Source organism: [Eubacterium] eligens ATCC 27750, assembly GCF_000146185.1.
Classification (GTDB): domain Bacteria; phylum Bacillota; class Clostridia; order Lachnospirales; family Lachnospiraceae; genus Lachnospira; species Lachnospira eligens.
The window spans coordinates 1,830,737-1,846,877 of sequence record NC_012778.1; the positions used below are offsets into that span (position 1 = coordinate 1,830,737).

Consider the following 16,141-nt stretch of genomic DNA (forward strand, 5'->3'; position numbering starts at 1 on the left):
TTTTCTACCTACCTATCTATTTACAAAGTTTAATGGTACATTTTTTCTCTTGCGAACATATTTTTCTTTTTTTCACATCATGTAATTCTATTCCAACAATAACTTCACTTTCCCTTAAATTATATTCTTGTATTTTTTCAATACAAGCACTAGATAATCCAAAGCGCAAATTTTTCTGTATTGTTGTATATGGATCAACGGAAAATGGTATATTACTAATTATATCATTTTCAGCCATCCTCTGACTATCTATATCGATTATGTCTTGTACACATGCCGAAAAACAATGACCAAAACATTTAAATATCACTTTTATTTCCTCTATCAAGAAATTGTCCTTAGCATTATTTTCGAAGAGAAAAGTTAGTAAAAATAATTTTCTAACTTGATTATTTATCACAAACTCCCGTTCTTCTATTTCACCTTTACATACTTGTATGCTCCTTTTTTCTCGTGATTCATATATTTCATCCAAATCTCTTCTATTTGCTTTATAATTATCTGAATTTCTCCGAACAAATACTTGCCCTTGCTGTAATAACGTCCTTCCCTCTCGCACATAGTCTTTTTTTACCATATATGGTTTGTCAAAATAATCTGCTGAAATTTTTATGTATGCCACATTCGTTTCCTTATAAGAGAAACAACACAGTTCTATTCCAATATATGGTTCACAATACTCTCTTAACAATCCATTTATTTCTGATACATCTGGAAGAGAATCTATTTTCATATTGCATAATTGACGTGTTTCATCATCAACGTTAAATATTATATACTTATCACCACACATAGTACTATTTGCAAAAGAAAGAATATCTTTTATCATATCTGCTTTCTTGGCTGTATGGTAAAATTCTCTCTTAAAATCACAAAAATCTGTTTCTTGTCCACGCTCTATTAATTCAATAACTTTATCTTTATCGACCATATATGCTCCTATTCAAATAATTTCTGCATAACCCCATTCTCCATATCATTGATACTGTAAATCGTATCCATAACCTCAAATGTCTCTCTTAAATTACCTCTTGCACTCTTCCAGCCAATTCCATCCGTAAACCACACAAATGTAAAGCCCTCAATAGTATCTGCCTCTTGCGCAAGCATTTTATAACTTCTTGCAGTTTCATTTAGTTTTGAACCGCCACCGCCATAGAAGTTTGTTTCTATACCATAAATCATCTTATCCGTCTTGATTACAAAATCAAATCTCTTTGCAGCTTTTCCCTGATTTGAAAGTGCCGACAAATCAATATTCCATTTAGATTCAATATCTTTTAAGTACATCTCTTTAAAGTAATTCTCGTTCTTTTTGAAACCTGCTGCCACAATATACTTCTCGACCAAATCTTCCATCTGATGACCGCCACGATTCTTACGACCATTAGAGTCCAATCCGGTTTCGATACCCAAAGCATAATCCACAAGATTATTTACCAAATGATTTGCAATCATATCAAACAATCCGGTCTTACGCATAAATACCTTGTACTGTTCCACACTGTAATTCATTTTCTTGAAATTATATAGGAAAGCTCCTTCTTCATCCTGGGCATATATTTCATGACCTCGCACCGCAAGAAGCAGAGGAACACATTGTAAAGTTTCCGGATACTTTGTCACTATCTTCTCAAATTCTTCTTCAATATTTTTAGAAGCAATCAAGGAATTTAAGATGTTTAATTCCACCTTGATTTCATCTACATTTCTTACGACCTTTGCAAAGTCGATATAATAATCATAACTTGATATACTCGGTCTGAACTTACTCAGCCATTCATCAAAATTTCTATTTGTCATTTGCTACCTTCTCCAATCTCCTCTTGGATATCTCCAAGTATTCTTCACTTACATCTATTCCGATAAATTTTCGTCCAAATCGTACCGCCTCTACTCCGGTAGTTCCTGATCCACAAAAAGGATCCAAGATAACTTGTCCTTCCTCCGTCGATGCCAGCACAATTTTTTCAAGCAAATATTCCGGTTTCTGCGTAGGGTGCTTACCTTCTGTTTTCTCCGAAGGTTTCGTCAATGCTCCTGTCCACACATCCTTCATCTGCTTTCCACCGTTCATTTCTTTCATTTTCTGATAATCAAAAAAATGCCGAGACTTCTTATCATTCTTCTGTGCCCATAATATGGTTTCCGTAGAATGTGTGAAGCATCGACATGCTAAGTTTGGTGGTGGATTTGTTTTCTGCCATGTAATGTTGTTGATGATTTTGAAGCCTTCCTGCTCCAATGCCATACCAATCGAATATATATTGTGTAATGTTCCTGATATCCATATTGTTCCGTTCGGCTTTAGTACTTTCCTACATAACTTAATCCACTTTCTGTTAAACTTGTGTTTTTCTTCGACGCCGGTTCCACTTTCCGAAAGCTTATCCCATGAGCCTTTATTTACCGAAACCATTTTCCCACCCTGACAGGTAATGCCATCATTACTTAAAAAATAAGGTGGATCTGCAAATATCATATCAACAGATTCCGGTTTCATCTTTGTTAGAATTTTAAAGGAATCACCTAATACCAACTGTGATTGTTCTGTCTCGAAATATAATGGCACCTTTGAACCCCAAACTTGATTCATATATATTTCGCCTCTCTATAATTAACGTTTTATTCTTGAAACGATATTATACAATTCTCCTACATCATTCCAATTTCTAGGTATATATCCATATGCAACAGCTTTATCTATCGCTTCTTCTATTTGATGATTAGTATGTACTTTACAATATATTGCTTCAAGATACCTATAAAAACACATTTTTCTTCCTTGGAAACGTTCCCCTGGATAATTGATATCTTCTTGAATTGCAATATAAAACATCAAATCGGTCAACACTTCAAATGAAAAACCATATTCAAATGCCGAGAGTAAAGATACATCAATATTAATATCACGACCTATTGTCGCAACATCCTCAATATACTGTTTCATGTGCTTATAATTTTGCATAGTAGTTTTATTATATAGATCAGTCATAATCTCAACATGAGAAATAGGATGTTCACCATCTTCGTCTACTAAATATACACAATAATCACATTTAGCTCTAGTTGTCTTATATCCAGGATATCTTATTGCCAATTGAGAAGAATCTGCATAAGTCTCTAATACCTGATAATTACTTTTCAAATTATCCTTATTTTGTGTTAATTCTATTATCATACCATCGTGAGTGACATAATCAACAATTCTTTGTTGTTCATCAAAATATCCCATTGCTTTATCTCCTTAATAATTGCATATAATCACTTCTTCGCCAACTCTGTTAGATGCATCTGAATTAATCATACGCTTTACACTTACAACATCTATTTTATAGCCTTTGTTACCATACAGTTCATTTATCAAGTCTGTATTATGGTTTGTGAGCATACAGTAGCAACCTCTGGCTGTTAATTCATCGAAAAGATTTGCTAGTCGCTTATGACTTTCTATATCAAAACCCTCTTTTGTGTATGATTCAAAAGAGGTAGGATTCAATGGTGCATACGGGCTGTCAATAAATACAAAATCGCCCTTCTTTGCATCCTTACAAGCCAGTTCAAAATCACCATCTATAATGGTTACTCCCTGCAAGTAATTTGAAGTAGCCATAATAACCTCTGCATCAACTGAAACCCTACGACTATTGTTGTATGGAACATTGAAAAGTCCCTTGCCATTTACACGATACAAGCCGTTAAAACAGTGCTTATTGATAAATACAAACAATGCAGCCAACTCCACATCAAACTCCGCTTTCATCAGCTTATCATTGTAATGCTCCCTAAGAGAATAATAATATTCTTTGCCGTCCTCCCACATTTCCTCATCCAGCTTCTTTACTGCCTTCAGAAATGCTTCCGGTGCATTACATATCTGCCTGTAAGCATTTATCAACGCTTTGTTGATATCGTTTATCAAAGCATTTGCAGGTAGCAATTCGAATGTAACTGCACCGCCACCCACAAATGGCTCATAATAATCATTATATTTTTCAGGCATTCTCTCCTTTATTTGCGGAATTAACTGACGCTTCCCACCAGCCCATTTCACAAATGGAGCTACACTTGAATTACTCATTTTGATTCCTCTTCTCTATGTCCGCAAAAGGACAATCTTTTACTCATTTATTATACTTGCAAACATACAAAATAACAACCAAAACTTTCACTCTTTGTGAATTATCTTACTTCTGAAATACAAATATATACTCATGTGCCAGAAGCAGAAAATTATTGTTTCGTTTTTCCCAAAAATCAGTAGAACGACAATTATGCTGCTCCTTAATTATAATTTCTTTATTTGCAAATCCTGCCTGTAAAAAGCATTCCATCATACGAAATCCTAACGGAATGACCTTTCCATATTTTCTTAAATCCCCAATCATTACAGCACACATTTTTCCCTTCTTTAACACACGATATGATTCCTCTGCCACCTTCTGCATTTCTGTCAAAAACTTTTCTACATTAAGCAATGAAATATCCCCTTCTATCCCTTTGCTGTATTTGATGATATTGGCATATGGCGGATGCGTACAGATAAAGTCAATTCGACTATCTTTGATAAAATGCAAATCTGTAGCATTTCCATTTCGTGTAAAGATTTTTGAATTTGTTTCACATCGGAATTGTAAATTCGTTTCAGAGATTGAAACAGATTGCGGATTGATATCAACACCTACCGCATGACGATTGAGTAGCTTTGCCTCTACTAAGGTTGTTCCACTACCCATAAATTGATCTAAGACCCAATCACTGGGATTAGAATACCGAAGTATCAGATTTCTTGGTACATATGGCGACCAATTTCCTCGATACTTTCCTGAATGTGTTGCCCAACTGCCTCTGTCCGGAAACGACCAGACTGTTGTTGGTTCAAGCCTAAAATTATTTGGTTGTAAACTTATAAGACATACCTCCTTCTTTTTTGTTCATTTCTACATTGTAACTCAATTTCATACAAAAATCCATAGTGTTCTTCTTTCACTATAAGTGAATTTATGTGTTATACATCTCATGAGATAATATTCACAAATAGTGAAAGAGGCAAATCCATGTATTTCGAAAACGATACTGACCTATATCGTGTTATAGGTGCAAATATAAAAAATTACAGAGAACAAGCAAAATTAACACAGGTACAACTTGCCGAACAGGCTAAAATCAGCATCAGCTATCTCTCCAAAATCGAAGCTGCCGGATGTGATAAGAGTCTTTCTATTTCTGTGTTGAATCAGATCGCAAATGTACTTGGTGTTGAGATTAGTGAATTTTTTAAGGAGGTTGATAAAACATGAAACTAATAGAAGCTCAGAAAAGAATCGAAAAACTTGCTTATATTCCATTTAAGGAATACCTTACCGAAGAACAGTTTAATAATATTGTTGTTAATAAAGGTAAAACCGGACAGATTTTAGAACTCACTATTGGACTTCAACTTTCCAATACTACTCTCGATTTCGAAGATGGAGAGCTTAAAACTAACAAATGTAATAAACTCGGAATTCCTGCTGAAACAATGTTTATCACACAAACCGCATCTATTATTGATGAATTACTATCTTTCAAGCTCTTTGAAGAAAGTAAGTTATATAAAAAAATCAATCGAATGTTATATGTTCGCATCAACAAAGAAGGAGCGCCTGAGAATTGGATGTTTTTGCCACCTATATTAGTAGACCTATCATTGCCAAAATATGCCGAACTTGCTGCCCAACTAAAATTTGACTACATAGACATATGTGACATTCTAAATGACCAACTTTGTCTTTCGCCTGACGCAATGTTACATACTGCAAATGGAAAGTATATTCAAATCAGAACGAAAGATTCCATTCCTTATCATGCAATTTATTCAAGGAAATATGACAGAATCGTATCAGACAAAAATAGAGCTTTTTATTTTAAAATTCCCTGCTTAAAATATTTAATTACACTCGAATAGTAAAAAAATTATTTTGAAATATAGGAAGGTGCACATCACCTTCCTCTCCCCACATCCTTGACCTTCTCCCCGAGCCACTCCATAAACTTCTCCAGCAGATTAATCCCACCAATTACAAACTGTCTCATAAACTCATACGCCTTTTCCAGCTTTTCCTTGAGGCTACGGTTTTCCTCCCGCAATATCTGGTTTTGATACCTCAGTTCTATCACCTGCTCCTTCAGATAATCGTCGCCATCGACCGCTCTCAGAAGTTCCTTCTTAAGTCTTTCTGCCTCTTCCAGTTCAAATTCAGCCCGTTCAGTCTGTAATTTTGCAGTATCCGATATCATCATCCACTTGTCTGCCTCTTTTTGCGCAGCCTCAATTTCCTTCTGTTTATCCGTGAGCTTATCTACATTCTCATAATATTCCAGTCGTAATTCAGAATTCTTTAAGCGTAAATCCATTGTTTCCGACTGTAATTTCTGATTTTCGGCTATGGTATCATCCAGCTTCTTTTGAGCCTCAGACTGTTCTTTTCTAAAACATTCCCGCTTACTTTCAATTTCTTTTTCCAAAGACTCTATCTGTTCCTCTTTTAATTCCAGAACAACCTGTGCGCCCTCCAACTCCTCCTCAAGTACAGCCACTTCTTTTGCCCGTTCCTGCTTCTTATAATCCAGTACGGATAAATGCTGATTATGCGTGTTTTTCTTCTTCCAGTCAATCCCGTACCGACGCATGATAAGGGCAATATCATCTTTTTCAGTCTCTGCCCACTGCTTCCATTCGGTGTTCCCTTTACCCTCGCTTGCAAATCCTCTGGTAGCATGTGCCGCCTTAAGACTTGTCTTTGTCGCCAATCCTCTCTTGCAACCGGATACCCAAGGGATAAAATTCAGATGCAAATGTGGTGTTTCCTCATCCAGATGAATATAAGCACCAATCACATAAAGCTGTGGATTGCGAAGTTGAAACTTTTTCACATAATCCTTTAGCACCCATGTTGCAACCTCTGCAGAAGAACTACCTACTCCGGTATCATCCCTATTGCCTATCTGAACGATAACCTCATAAAATAATTTTTCCTGCTTGCTTCGGGAAATCTTATCATAATAACTTTTAATCTGCCTGTCCTTGCGTTTCTGTTTTGCATTGTATTCCTTAAGTGCCTTGTCAAACAATTTATGATAAGCCTGCTTAATATCCTCGTGGATAAGAGTGATGTTATTCTTGGTACGGCTGGCATCTACATTGTCAGCTATAAATCTCCTAGTGTTGTGCCCGATGGAACCTTCTCCATTCATGAAACTGATTGTTCTTTCCATTGTCAAAATCCTCCTCTTTTGGTATGTATATAGGCACCACCTTCTTATCCGTAATGAGTGCCGGATACGGCACGAAACAGCAGATTTCCTTGGGAAGGTTTTGTTACTTTTGTCAAAAGTACGTAAAAGCACTTTTGACAGCTTCGCCATCAAAAATGCAGACCCGCAAGCGGGTTTTGCGCTCCTCGCCGGAGTGGCTATACGGCTCTCGTCGCTGGATAAAGCTCCCTTTTGTGAGCTTATGAGTCGCGTATACGCGACATACTATTTACCAGCCACAGCTCCGATACAGAACTCCACTTATCCCCTAATGAAAACAATTCACCACATCATGCAGAACTACTTCCTCTGCTATCATTCTCGCCTGAGTCCGTAGCTGATACATTTCCACAAAAGAATTCGACTGCTTGGGTTTGTGTTTACGCAACCACTCATTTTCAATATCCTCCAGCAATTCATAAGCTACTTCATTTACCTTGGTCGCCTTATCATGTAATTTGCCAAATCGTACCAGACTTCTGTATCGCTGCGGATATTCCTTCTGTATGTAATCCATCCACATACGACCATATTTCCCAACATCTGTACTGTTTTCCTCTCCACCTAATGTAATCAACGGATAAAAAATGCCGTCTTTTTCTATGTATTTCACACCTAATTTTTCAAATAATGTTTCTTCGCTCATAGCAGTCACTTCCTTTATACAGAATATCTGTTATTCCCCATTTGGTACTGTAAGTTGCTTCATATCTGCCAATGTTTTCGGTTGCTCCTTGAATCCTTCCAGTATTTCCAGCATGGAGCGGATGGGAGTTAGCAACTCCCCATCCATATCCGATGCCTTTTCAATTCTTTCAAGCTCACGCCCTATCTGTTGCAGATTCTTCCGAAATTGCACCAGCATCAACGGATTGCCCGTTGCAACCACCTTCTGATGAAGAACACTCTGGATAATATAATCCTGCTTGGTGCGAAATCCGCTGAGTTTCACCCGGTTATTTAGTTCTTCATTCTCCTCCGGTGACATGCGAAATGCGATTGTCACATTACGCCATCTGTTTTTATCATCTCTATTCTTTTCTGACATCGACCAACGCCTCCCTTTCTGTTTCCAGTTGTGCTGCCATATCCGTCTGCACCGTTGGAAATAAATGTGCATAATGATAAGTGATATCTACCGACTCATGTCCGACTCTTTCCCCTATTGTCAATGCTGAAAATCCTAAATTGATTAACAGGGAAATATGCGAATGTCGTAATCCATGGATTCGGATTCTTTTCACTCCTGCAAGCTTCGCTCCCCTATCCATTTCGTGATGCAGATAGCTTTTTGAAATGGTAAAAATTCTGTCATCCATCTTGATTCCATATATGTTTTTTATAAAATCCTCCATCTCTATAGTAAGGAAATCCGGCATGGCAATGGTTCTGTTACTCTTTGGTGTTTTCTGGTCTGTAATTACATCTTTACCTTCCAACCTCTGATATGACTTGTTTATCCGAAGCGTTTTCTTTTCAAAATTGAAATCACCCAGTGTCAAGGCAAGCAGCTCACCTTCACGAATACCAGTCCAATAAAGTATTTCAAATGCATAATACGAAATAGGCTTATCTACCACACACTCCAAAAATGCCTGAAATTCCTCCTGTGTCCAGAACTCCATTTCCTTATTTTCTTCCTTACCCATAGTTCCGGCTTTTCGTGCCACATTATCTTTCAGGCCATACATATTTACCGCATGATTTAATATGGCACTAAGCTGATTATGAATGGTTTTCAGATAGGTAGGGGAGAATAACTCCCCGTTATCTTTTTTCAGCTTCATAATCTCATTCTGCCACTGGATGACATTCGAGGTTCGAATATCATCCAGTTTTCGTTTCCCGAAATAAGGCAGAATCTTTGTCTCAATAATGTGCTTCTTTGTCAGGAAAGTATTGCGTTTTATTTTTGGCTCTAAATCCGTCAGATAAATATCCACAAAACTTTTGAAGCTCATACTGATACTCTGATCCTCTTTCAGCTTGAAATTACGCTCCCATTCAAGGGCTTCGCTCTTCTTTGCAAAGCCCCTCTTGGTTTTCTGTTTCCTTGCTCCGGTCAAATCCTTATAATAGGTTCTCACCTCACACATTCCAGTCTTATAATTCTTGATAACCGCCATCTATCCCACCTCCTTATCCGTAGACAGCCCGTAGATTCGTTTCATAAAATACTGTGTACTGACACGCCCTTTTATTGTCACGAATCCATCCGCCTCAAGTTCTGCATTCAGCCGTCGTATCAGTTTATAGGAATACGATAGCGAAACTCCCAGCATATCCATGACATCCTGTGCTGTCAAAAATCTCTTGTTCTCCATAAGCCAATGCCTCCTCTCTTTCGTTTTTATTATTCAGTTCATTTCCGAACGGTTTTGATGTGCATTATATTAGCAGTTCATTTTTGTACTGTAAATACTTTTTACTAAAAAACATTTCATTTTTGCACTGTTGATGATATAATATACACAGATGCATGTTTTGTACCTCGTGTCTTCGTGCATTCTACAACACTCATTACACTAATAAGGAGCAGTAAAAATGAGCGAGAAATTCACCAGCCGGGTAGGCTATTTGATTCGAAATTTCAGAATTGCATCTGATATGACGCAAAAGGAATTAGCAGATAAATGTGGATTAAACGAATCCACTATCAGAAACTATGAGCTCGGAAACAGATATCCGGATGAAGCAACTTTATTAAATATTGCAAACAATCTGGGAGTCAGCTTTTATGCATTATCTGACCCTGATGTTGCAAACATATTCAGCGCACTTCATGTGCTGTTTGACATTGAATGGGCATATGGACTACGACCTACCCTGAAACATGGAGAAATATGCTTCAAATTTGAAGAGCGGCTTCCTAGTGCCGGTCCCCGTCCACAGGAAGACCTTGATAACTTCCGAAAGATGGTTGAGTATTGGGCACGTTTACGAGACAAACTGGAAGATGGAGAAATATCAGAAACGGAATATTATCTTAAAGAGGTAAAATACCCAATGAACCCAACAGACCCAAATAAAGAGTACACTGTTTCGTTGAATCTTGATGATGACGACCAGCTACTGGTTCAAAAAATGAATGAAGATGACGATGTAGAAGAAGCTGCTGAATTGTTAAAAGACTTGTTTCCGGATTTCTCTTATGTGAAAAGGAAAAGGAAACCGAAAAGAGAATAATCTGAAAGGACACAATTATGGATAAATTACAATACGATAGTTTTTACAAATTTCTCGTTTCACTAGGCATGTTGCTTATCACACTACCTGTATTGGCATATCTTTATATACTTAACACAAACTACAAACTCATAAGCCAAAATGATTACGATAACCTATCCGAAATTTCAATTCAAAGGATGAATGATAATTTAAAATTATTAGATTTCACAACCACAATTATGCCTGTAGTTTCCATTCTACTTATTGTAACAGGTCTAGTCTTAATAATTATTGGCTGTTGTAAATGGTATAGCATTCAAAAAGAACTTGACGAGCAAATAAAATCTGATACCATTACCAAAAAGATTAACGCCACACAATTAAGTTCTTCAGAAACTGTTGAAAAAGTAGCTAATGAAATCTCTACAGAACAAAACAATTCAACAAATGTTTCATCCGACAGAGTTGTAAGATACATGCAAATAGAGGATAAATGTTACAAATATTTTTCCCAAAAGCTTTCTCGCAGATATCTTCTCAAACAAAACTTGCGTATAGGCAGACTCGAATACGATATTATCGCTCTCTCAAAACATACCAAGAATGACTTGATTTTTGAAATCAAATATTGGACTATTACTAATATTACAAATAATAGACTTGAACATTTGATAACGAATGTTAAATATATGTGTGAAAACTATAAATCTAATACAGACCGTAACTGTGAATCTGTGATAGTCATAGTTGCACCCAAAGAAAAAATCGAGAAAATTCAAAACTGCTGTCTCAATCACTTTGATGATTATGAAGATTCACTATTAGAAAATGTTAGCTTTGAATTCTTTGCAGAAGAAGATTTATAAGCAATTCCCCAAACCCCTTTTGGGAATCTTTTGTTTACAAAAAAAACAAATAAAAAACTTTAGAGGTAGAAAATGATTGGATTGATTGTTGCAAGGTCAAAAAATAATGTTATTGGTAGAAATGGTGAGATTCCTTGGAAAATCAAAGGTGAGCAAAAATTTTTTAAGGAACTTACAATCGGAAATATTGTAGTTATGGGAAGAAAATCTTATGAAGAAATTGGTCATCCACTTCCAAATCGCCAAAATATAATAGTATCAAAGACAATGAAATATGAAGGCGAAAACCTAATTACTGTATCATCTTTGGCAGAAGCATTGGCACTTTCTGACAATTCAAATATTTATATAGCAGGAGGGTATGGAGTATACAAAGAGGCTATCCCTTTTGTTGATGTAATGTACATTACAGAAGTAGATATGAATATCGAAGATGGAGATGTATTTTTTCCAGAGTTTGATGTAAATGATTTCGATTTGATTATAGGTGAAACATTTGGCGAGAATACTAAGTATACGAGGACTACATACATAAGAAAGAAGTAGCCATTGTAACCAGGACCTTCCAAGAACGTCCAGACAAATACAATATACTGCAATTTGAATTTGATACTGATCAATCTTGCTTGTTGAGTGTTATTCAAGATATTGAAAATGAAAATATGGTGATATGGAATGATTACACCAAAAATAGGAAGGCGGAAATTATATGCTCAATATAGATGCAAAAGGAATATTAAAAACACTGGTAGAATAACCCCCATCTTTCCCGACATTCGTCCTACCACAATGATTAAAGAAAACTGTATGACAACCTCTGTTCTTAGCTTTGATAGTGCTGTATCCTTGAACGAATCTATCCCCGCTTCCATTACTTTTATTTCACCGAAATATTATGCAAATATATTATGGCTCAACAAGTGTTTGGATATATATGAAGGTCCAAGAGTAATAGGCACTTTCATAGTAACTGAAATAACAAATCCTATCCTTGATGCAAATGCTGAAAAGTGGATATTCATTGATGGACGTGATATCCATACGCTTAATGATTTTTTTGACCAAATAGAACAGAAATTAACTTCTAAAATTGACTTCAAAATAGGTCGTAATATGAATGCTTTTAGCGACTTGCTGTGGGGTGGATTTGGCATTCACGAATATGCTGAACCGCTTCACATTGTTTGGATATATTCCACACAAAGCAGAAAGGCATTGGGAAACAAATATTTCGATACAATCATATCAATTATTGAAAACCACGAAAGTAATAACAAATACTTGGAACTATACGATGAACATATATTTTGATCTGTCTTTACGGGGCATCAGATTTCAAATATTAGATAAAATGTCCCTTTTTGACAAAGACTATCTTTCTTCCCTATGAGATAATGCTATATATACGGAGGATGCAAATGGAAAATACAATCGCAAAGAACATCATCTATTATGCTTATAACAGAACTAAACAACATGAAGTAGCAAAAGCGCTAGGCTATTCGACAAAGCAATTGACTAGAATTTGCAAGGTCGTTTTTAATCGTACCTATAAACAATTTCAGCGAGAACTAATTTTCTCCACCATTTTAGAACGAATACGTGACTGCAATACACCTCAATCAATTGCAGAGGAATTCTTTAACGGGAATGTACATCAATTGTATGCCTATGTAAAATCTTTCTTAAATGTTCCTCCTAAACAAATCTCAACCAAAGGAGGGCACTATATGACTGCAGCCGAAATACAAATTCTCGAAACCAAAGTAATTACCATGTTGGCTACAAATCCAATCAAAAATCTTACTTTAAAACAATTAGGAGTTCCAAGATTTATTATCACAAATTTAAGACAAAAAGGATACAATATTATCTCAGTTCCAGGTCGTTATAATGGCGGATACAACCTTAACTATACCTCAAAGTCTAATTGTCTTAGCTGGATTAACAACATCCGCATATATCGATATGGATTACCCGGAAATTATTCCTTCTAAATCAGTTTTCAAATATTATTGTCATTTGATTGTCACTCAACCAAAAATGAGCCAAGAAACGCCTTAAATTCAGCATTTCTTGGCTCTTGTACCTTATTCAAACTCGCAAAGTTTGGTTTGATGTAGGTTATTTTAATGTGGTTATCTATACTGTTTTGTATTGATAATCTATACTTTTTCCACACGTTATTTTTCGTTTCACATATTTTTAGTACCAATCCAGTACCATTGCATTTTTTCATTATTGTGTGTAGTTCAGGTGGCTTGCAGGTTTCTTTTACTACTCACAGAATAATTTTCTGTCGGTTTGCTTGTCCACCTATGGAAATTATAATCTACATCCAATATTTCTGCAAGAAAAAGTTTTGTGGTACTAATCGTTAGTACCAGTCTCATGCAAACTCTTTTTCCTGTTTGTTTTTTAATAAATATGGTGTTATTCAATCACAAAATTGTATCATCTTGATGCGATTTTTAATCTTGATATTACAAAACTATTGTATCCAAAACAGAATGTAAGCTGAAGGGCATTTTCACGTTACTAAACAATCCCCCAACTTTTATACGCTTCGTCTGAGTAACACCCCAAAGCACCCCCCTTAGGATACTTTGAATTAACAACAGAAAACTGATTAATCGCGTCAAAAATCGGTTCCTTTTTAAAAGGTATATGTATACAATGGGCATTTCCATTTTGTATTCGTTCCGCTAAGGATTTTGGCCACATGGTATTCAATTCTGAAGGTGCCCCAATCTTAGAATACCCTGGATACGCTATTATGATTGGTAACTCATAATAATCAACGGCTTTTTCAATTTCCCAATTAAGAATTCCTCTATCATAATTTGTCTTATCCGTTATAATCAAAAGAAAATTCTTACTTGCTGATAATCTAGTTTCCAATCTGTTAAAAAGCGTTGCCTTTGATGAGCTATCCCGCACTTGATAAGTTTTTTCATGTGAATTAGTAAACTTGAAATCTATACTTCCTAATCTATTCCATGCCTTCAGCAAGTTAAAATAATGAATATCGCTTTCTGTAGGATCTGTAGTTCCTTGCCCATCAAAAGCAACATATGTACCTGTTCTGTTCATGTGTGGTCCCTCCCTATAACATTTTTAGGTTCATCAAACCTATTTTTTCTTCTTTATCCCTTACAACAATATGTATATCACAATCTATTTTATCCTTAAAAAGTTCAATTGTTTTAACAATATAGACAGCTAAGTCATTTGCACTGCCCACATCAGCCCCTCCCGTTCCAATTACAGGCATATATGTAGGAAAGCCTTGAGAACGTTCTGAAATATATTTTACTAAAGAAGCTATCGCTTTTATATAGTCTTCTTTTTCGACATGGGCTCTTAATTCATTGTCAAAATATGTCAGTCCTAAGATAAAATACTGTTCATTGTTGAGGCCCTTTATTTCAGCAACCGATCCGATATCATATCGACGCAAGTTTCCACTTCGCTTTTCTTTTTGTTTAATATTCGTATACTTATATCCATGCAATAACAAATTGTTTTGTATTTCATTTGAGACTGTATCAGAATCTCTGTTGTTTTGCTTATATATTCGTTCTAATGCCAAACCATGAATTTTTTTTGATCCTACTAAGTCATCATCTACTATCGTGTCAAAGCATCTATTCCCAGCAAAAACAATGTTCTTCTTTTCATTTGGATTTCCATTATTAAATAAATCCCCATATTCTACAAACAGCGAATGATTTGAGTGAAGATCAAAAATTTTCACTTGTTTTCTTTGCTTAGTATATATTGTGACACCTATCACTATGGCAAAATAGATTACCATCAAAATAAACACAGCTACAATCATTCGCATAACTACATTATCAATACAATTTAACATAATGTCTGTTGGTGTAACTAATGTAACGAATCCCCAAACAGAAAAGAGGGATGCAGTAATTTTGTTGCTTGTAATAAATATGTAATGCCAGTTATATCTCATCGTACAAAATAATACTTTCATCGTATCTCTCCTAGAACTACTTCTTTCATCGGTCTAAATGTATCTAAGATGTCATTTCTTGGCTCTATTTTATCATAAAAGCTTGTGTAATATTTTTCTTCTTTATGCTTTGTGTAAAAATTCCCAATTTCCCAAGCACACCATTGGCGAATGCTATTATTACCACGAATCCGCAACTCACTATTTGTCGTTCTCAGAAACAAAAACTGATTGCTATCTTTTAAAGCTTCTTCCAATTTCTCTTTGGTGACGGAACTGTGATTATTTACTCCATCCCACATCCAATTAACATATAATAATCCAGAGCGACGCCAAAAATAGTAAAACAAAGCTTGAGTTAATCCCTTGTCGTAATATGCGTATGATAAAAAGGTTTTCTTTCTCGCGGTACGAATGCTTTCATCATCCGAAATTTCAATAAAATTAGTTTCTATAACTTCTTCTTGATAATCTGCAATAGCCTTTAATAAGTATTTAAAATATGTTTTAAATAAGTTGGAAAAAGACTGTTCTTTTTCCATTTTTTTACTCATTTGCTGTTGTATTTGATTTGTTACTCTATGCACGAAAACTAAATTTTGGACTTCTTTTACATTGCGATCAAACATTGCTTGGTATTCTTCCATTTGTGGCATTCTCTCCCCATTGTTAATTATGTCTTCAAAGCCACGTAAAAGTCGTGCAGAATCATAATACATATTCTTAACCGATAGATAATCCCTAAAGCGTACTATTCCCTCACCACTTTCTATTAAATCTCCGCTTTCAATAAAAAGATTATATCTTGTCAAAGAACTTAGTCCCATACTGTATA

Annotated in this window: 21 protein-coding genes; 7 read left to right on the top strand and 14 right to left on the bottom strand. The window is 35.6% G+C overall.

Features of this window, described 5'->3' with window-relative positions; all coding sequences use genetic code 11:
- Window positions 1-16 precede the first annotated feature (16 nt).
- From EUBELI_RS13700 to EUBELI_RS08515, 6 genes are all read right to left on the bottom strand, one after another.
- Window positions 17-931 carry an AlbA family DNA-binding domain-containing protein gene (locus EUBELI_RS13700; protein ID WP_012739988.1) on the bottom strand — a complete coding sequence of 305 codons (915 nt, stop codon included), beginning with the start codon at window positions 929-931 and terminating at the stop codon, window positions 17-19.
- A gap of 8 nt (window positions 932-939) precedes the next feature.
- Window positions 940-1,803, bottom strand: a complete 864-nt coding sequence (locus tag EUBELI_RS08495; RefSeq protein WP_012739989.1) for a type II restriction endonuclease — start codon at window positions 1,801-1,803, stop codon at window positions 940-942.
- The gene (locus tag EUBELI_RS08500; protein ID WP_012739990.1) at window positions 1,793-2,596 is read right to left on the bottom strand and encodes a DNA-methyltransferase; all 804 of its coding nucleotides are present in this window, start codon (window positions 2,594-2,596) and stop codon (window positions 1,793-1,795) included. The genes EUBELI_RS08495 and EUBELI_RS08500 overlap by 11 nt, the downstream gene beginning before the upstream one ends.
- A gap of 21 nt (window positions 2,597-2,617) precedes the next feature.
- Window positions 2,618-3,235 carry a hypothetical protein gene (locus EUBELI_RS08505; protein WP_012739991.1) on the bottom strand — a complete coding sequence of 206 codons (618 nt, stop codon included), beginning with the start codon at window positions 3,233-3,235 and terminating at the stop codon, window positions 2,618-2,620.
- 12 nt (window positions 3,236-3,247) lie between these two features.
- Window positions 3,248-4,081: a DNA adenine methylase gene (locus EUBELI_RS08510; RefSeq protein WP_012739992.1), complete on the bottom strand. Its 834-nt coding sequence runs from the start codon at window positions 4,079-4,081 to the stop codon at window positions 3,248-3,250.
- A 106-nt stretch (window positions 4,082-4,187) separates the two neighbouring features.
- A complete protein-coding gene (locus EUBELI_RS08515) occupies window positions 4,188-4,910 on the bottom strand; it encodes a TRM11 family SAM-dependent methyltransferase (protein WP_081458306.1) in 723 nt (240 codons plus the stop codon).
- A 147-nt stretch (window positions 4,911-5,057) separates the two neighbouring features.
- On the opposite strand from EUBELI_RS08515, the gene EUBELI_RS08520 reads away from it, so the two are divergent.
- Window positions 5,058-5,300, top strand: coding sequence for a helix-turn-helix domain-containing protein (locus tag EUBELI_RS08520; RefSeq protein WP_041688270.1), 243 nt, complete (start codon window positions 5,058-5,060; stop codon window positions 5,298-5,300).
- Window positions 5,297-5,947 (top strand): PDDEXK family nuclease, encoded by a 651-nt coding sequence (locus EUBELI_RS08525; protein WP_012739995.1) that lies wholly within the window; start codon window positions 5,297-5,299, stop codon window positions 5,945-5,947. The genes EUBELI_RS08520 and EUBELI_RS08525 overlap by 4 nt, the downstream gene beginning before the upstream one ends.
- A 35-nt stretch (window positions 5,948-5,982) precedes the next feature.
- On the opposite strand, the gene EUBELI_RS14675 is transcribed toward EUBELI_RS08525, so the two are convergent.
- The 5 genes from EUBELI_RS14675 to EUBELI_RS08550 all read right to left on the bottom strand — a co-directional run bounded on the left by EUBELI_RS14675 (window position 5,983) and on the right by EUBELI_RS08550 (window position 9,620).
- Window positions 5,983-7,257 (bottom strand): plasmid recombination protein, encoded by a 1,275-nt coding sequence (locus tag EUBELI_RS14675; RefSeq protein WP_012739996.1) that lies wholly within the window; start codon window positions 7,255-7,257, stop codon window positions 5,983-5,985.
- A 307-nt stretch (window positions 7,258-7,564) separates the two neighbouring features.
- The gene (locus EUBELI_RS08535; protein WP_012739997.1) at window positions 7,565-7,942 is read right to left on the bottom strand and encodes a TnpV protein; all 378 of its coding nucleotides are present in this window, start codon (window positions 7,940-7,942) and stop codon (window positions 7,565-7,567) included.
- Window positions 7,943-7,972: 30 nt separating this feature from the next.
- Window positions 7,973-8,344, bottom strand: a complete 372-nt coding sequence (locus tag EUBELI_RS08540) for a plasmid mobilization protein (protein WP_012739998.1) — start codon at window positions 8,342-8,344, stop codon at window positions 7,973-7,975.
- Window positions 8,328-9,422 (bottom strand): site-specific integrase, encoded by a 1,095-nt coding sequence (locus EUBELI_RS08545; protein ID WP_012739999.1) that lies wholly within the window; start codon window positions 9,420-9,422, stop codon window positions 8,328-8,330. Before EUBELI_RS08545 ends, EUBELI_RS08540 begins: the two co-directional genes overlap by 17 nt.
- On the bottom strand, window positions 9,423-9,620 hold the full coding sequence (locus EUBELI_RS08550; protein ID WP_012740000.1) for a transcriptional regulator: 198 nt from the start codon (window positions 9,618-9,620) through the stop codon (window positions 9,423-9,425).
- Between the two features lie 220 nt (window positions 9,621-9,840).
- Here EUBELI_RS08550 and EUBELI_RS08555 point away from each other — a divergent pair, with 220 nt between their 5' ends.
- The 5 genes from EUBELI_RS08555 to EUBELI_RS08575 all read left to right on the top strand — a co-directional run bounded on the left by EUBELI_RS08555 (window position 9,841) and on the right by EUBELI_RS08575 (window position 13,327).
- Window positions 9,841-10,482: a helix-turn-helix domain-containing protein gene (locus tag EUBELI_RS08555; protein WP_012740001.1), complete on the top strand. Its 642-nt coding sequence runs from the start codon at window positions 9,841-9,843 to the stop codon at window positions 10,480-10,482.
- 17 nt (window positions 10,483-10,499) lie between these two features.
- Entirely contained in the window at window positions 10,500-11,330 is an 831-nt protein-coding gene (locus tag EUBELI_RS08560) for a hypothetical protein (RefSeq protein WP_012740002.1), read from the top strand.
- A 72-nt stretch (window positions 11,331-11,402) separates the two neighbouring features.
- The gene (locus tag EUBELI_RS08565; protein WP_012740003.1) at window positions 11,403-11,876 is read left to right on the top strand and encodes a dihydrofolate reductase; all 474 of its coding nucleotides are present in this window, start codon (window positions 11,403-11,405) and stop codon (window positions 11,874-11,876) included.
- A gap of 129 nt (window positions 11,877-12,005) precedes the next feature.
- Window positions 12,006-12,641, top strand: a complete 636-nt coding sequence (locus EUBELI_RS13705; RefSeq protein WP_012740004.1) for a barstar family protein — start codon at window positions 12,006-12,008, stop codon at window positions 12,639-12,641.
- A gap of 107 nt (window positions 12,642-12,748) precedes the next feature.
- Window positions 12,749-13,327 (top strand): helix-turn-helix domain-containing protein, encoded by a 579-nt coding sequence (locus EUBELI_RS08575; protein ID WP_041688272.1) that lies wholly within the window; start codon window positions 12,749-12,751, stop codon window positions 13,325-13,327.
- 541 nt (window positions 13,328-13,868) lie between these two features.
- On the opposite strand, the gene EUBELI_RS08580 is transcribed toward EUBELI_RS08575, so the two are convergent.
- From EUBELI_RS08580 to EUBELI_RS08590, 3 genes are read right to left on the bottom strand one after another with little or no spacing between them, the layout of a single operon-like run.
- Window positions 13,869-14,423: a TIR domain-containing protein gene (locus EUBELI_RS08580; RefSeq protein ID WP_012740007.1), complete on the bottom strand. Its 555-nt coding sequence runs from the start codon at window positions 14,421-14,423 to the stop codon at window positions 13,869-13,871.
- Between the two features lie 13 nt (window positions 14,424-14,436).
- Window positions 14,437-15,327, bottom strand: coding sequence for a macro domain-containing protein (locus EUBELI_RS08585; RefSeq protein ID WP_012740008.1), 891 nt, complete (start codon window positions 15,325-15,327; stop codon window positions 14,437-14,439).
- The gene (locus EUBELI_RS08590; RefSeq protein ID WP_012740009.1) at window positions 15,324-16,133 is read right to left on the bottom strand and encodes a hypothetical protein; all 810 of its coding nucleotides are present in this window, start codon (window positions 16,131-16,133) and stop codon (window positions 15,324-15,326) included. The genes EUBELI_RS08585 and EUBELI_RS08590 overlap by 4 nt, the downstream gene beginning before the upstream one ends.
- Window positions 16,134-16,141: the final 8 nt, after the last annotated feature.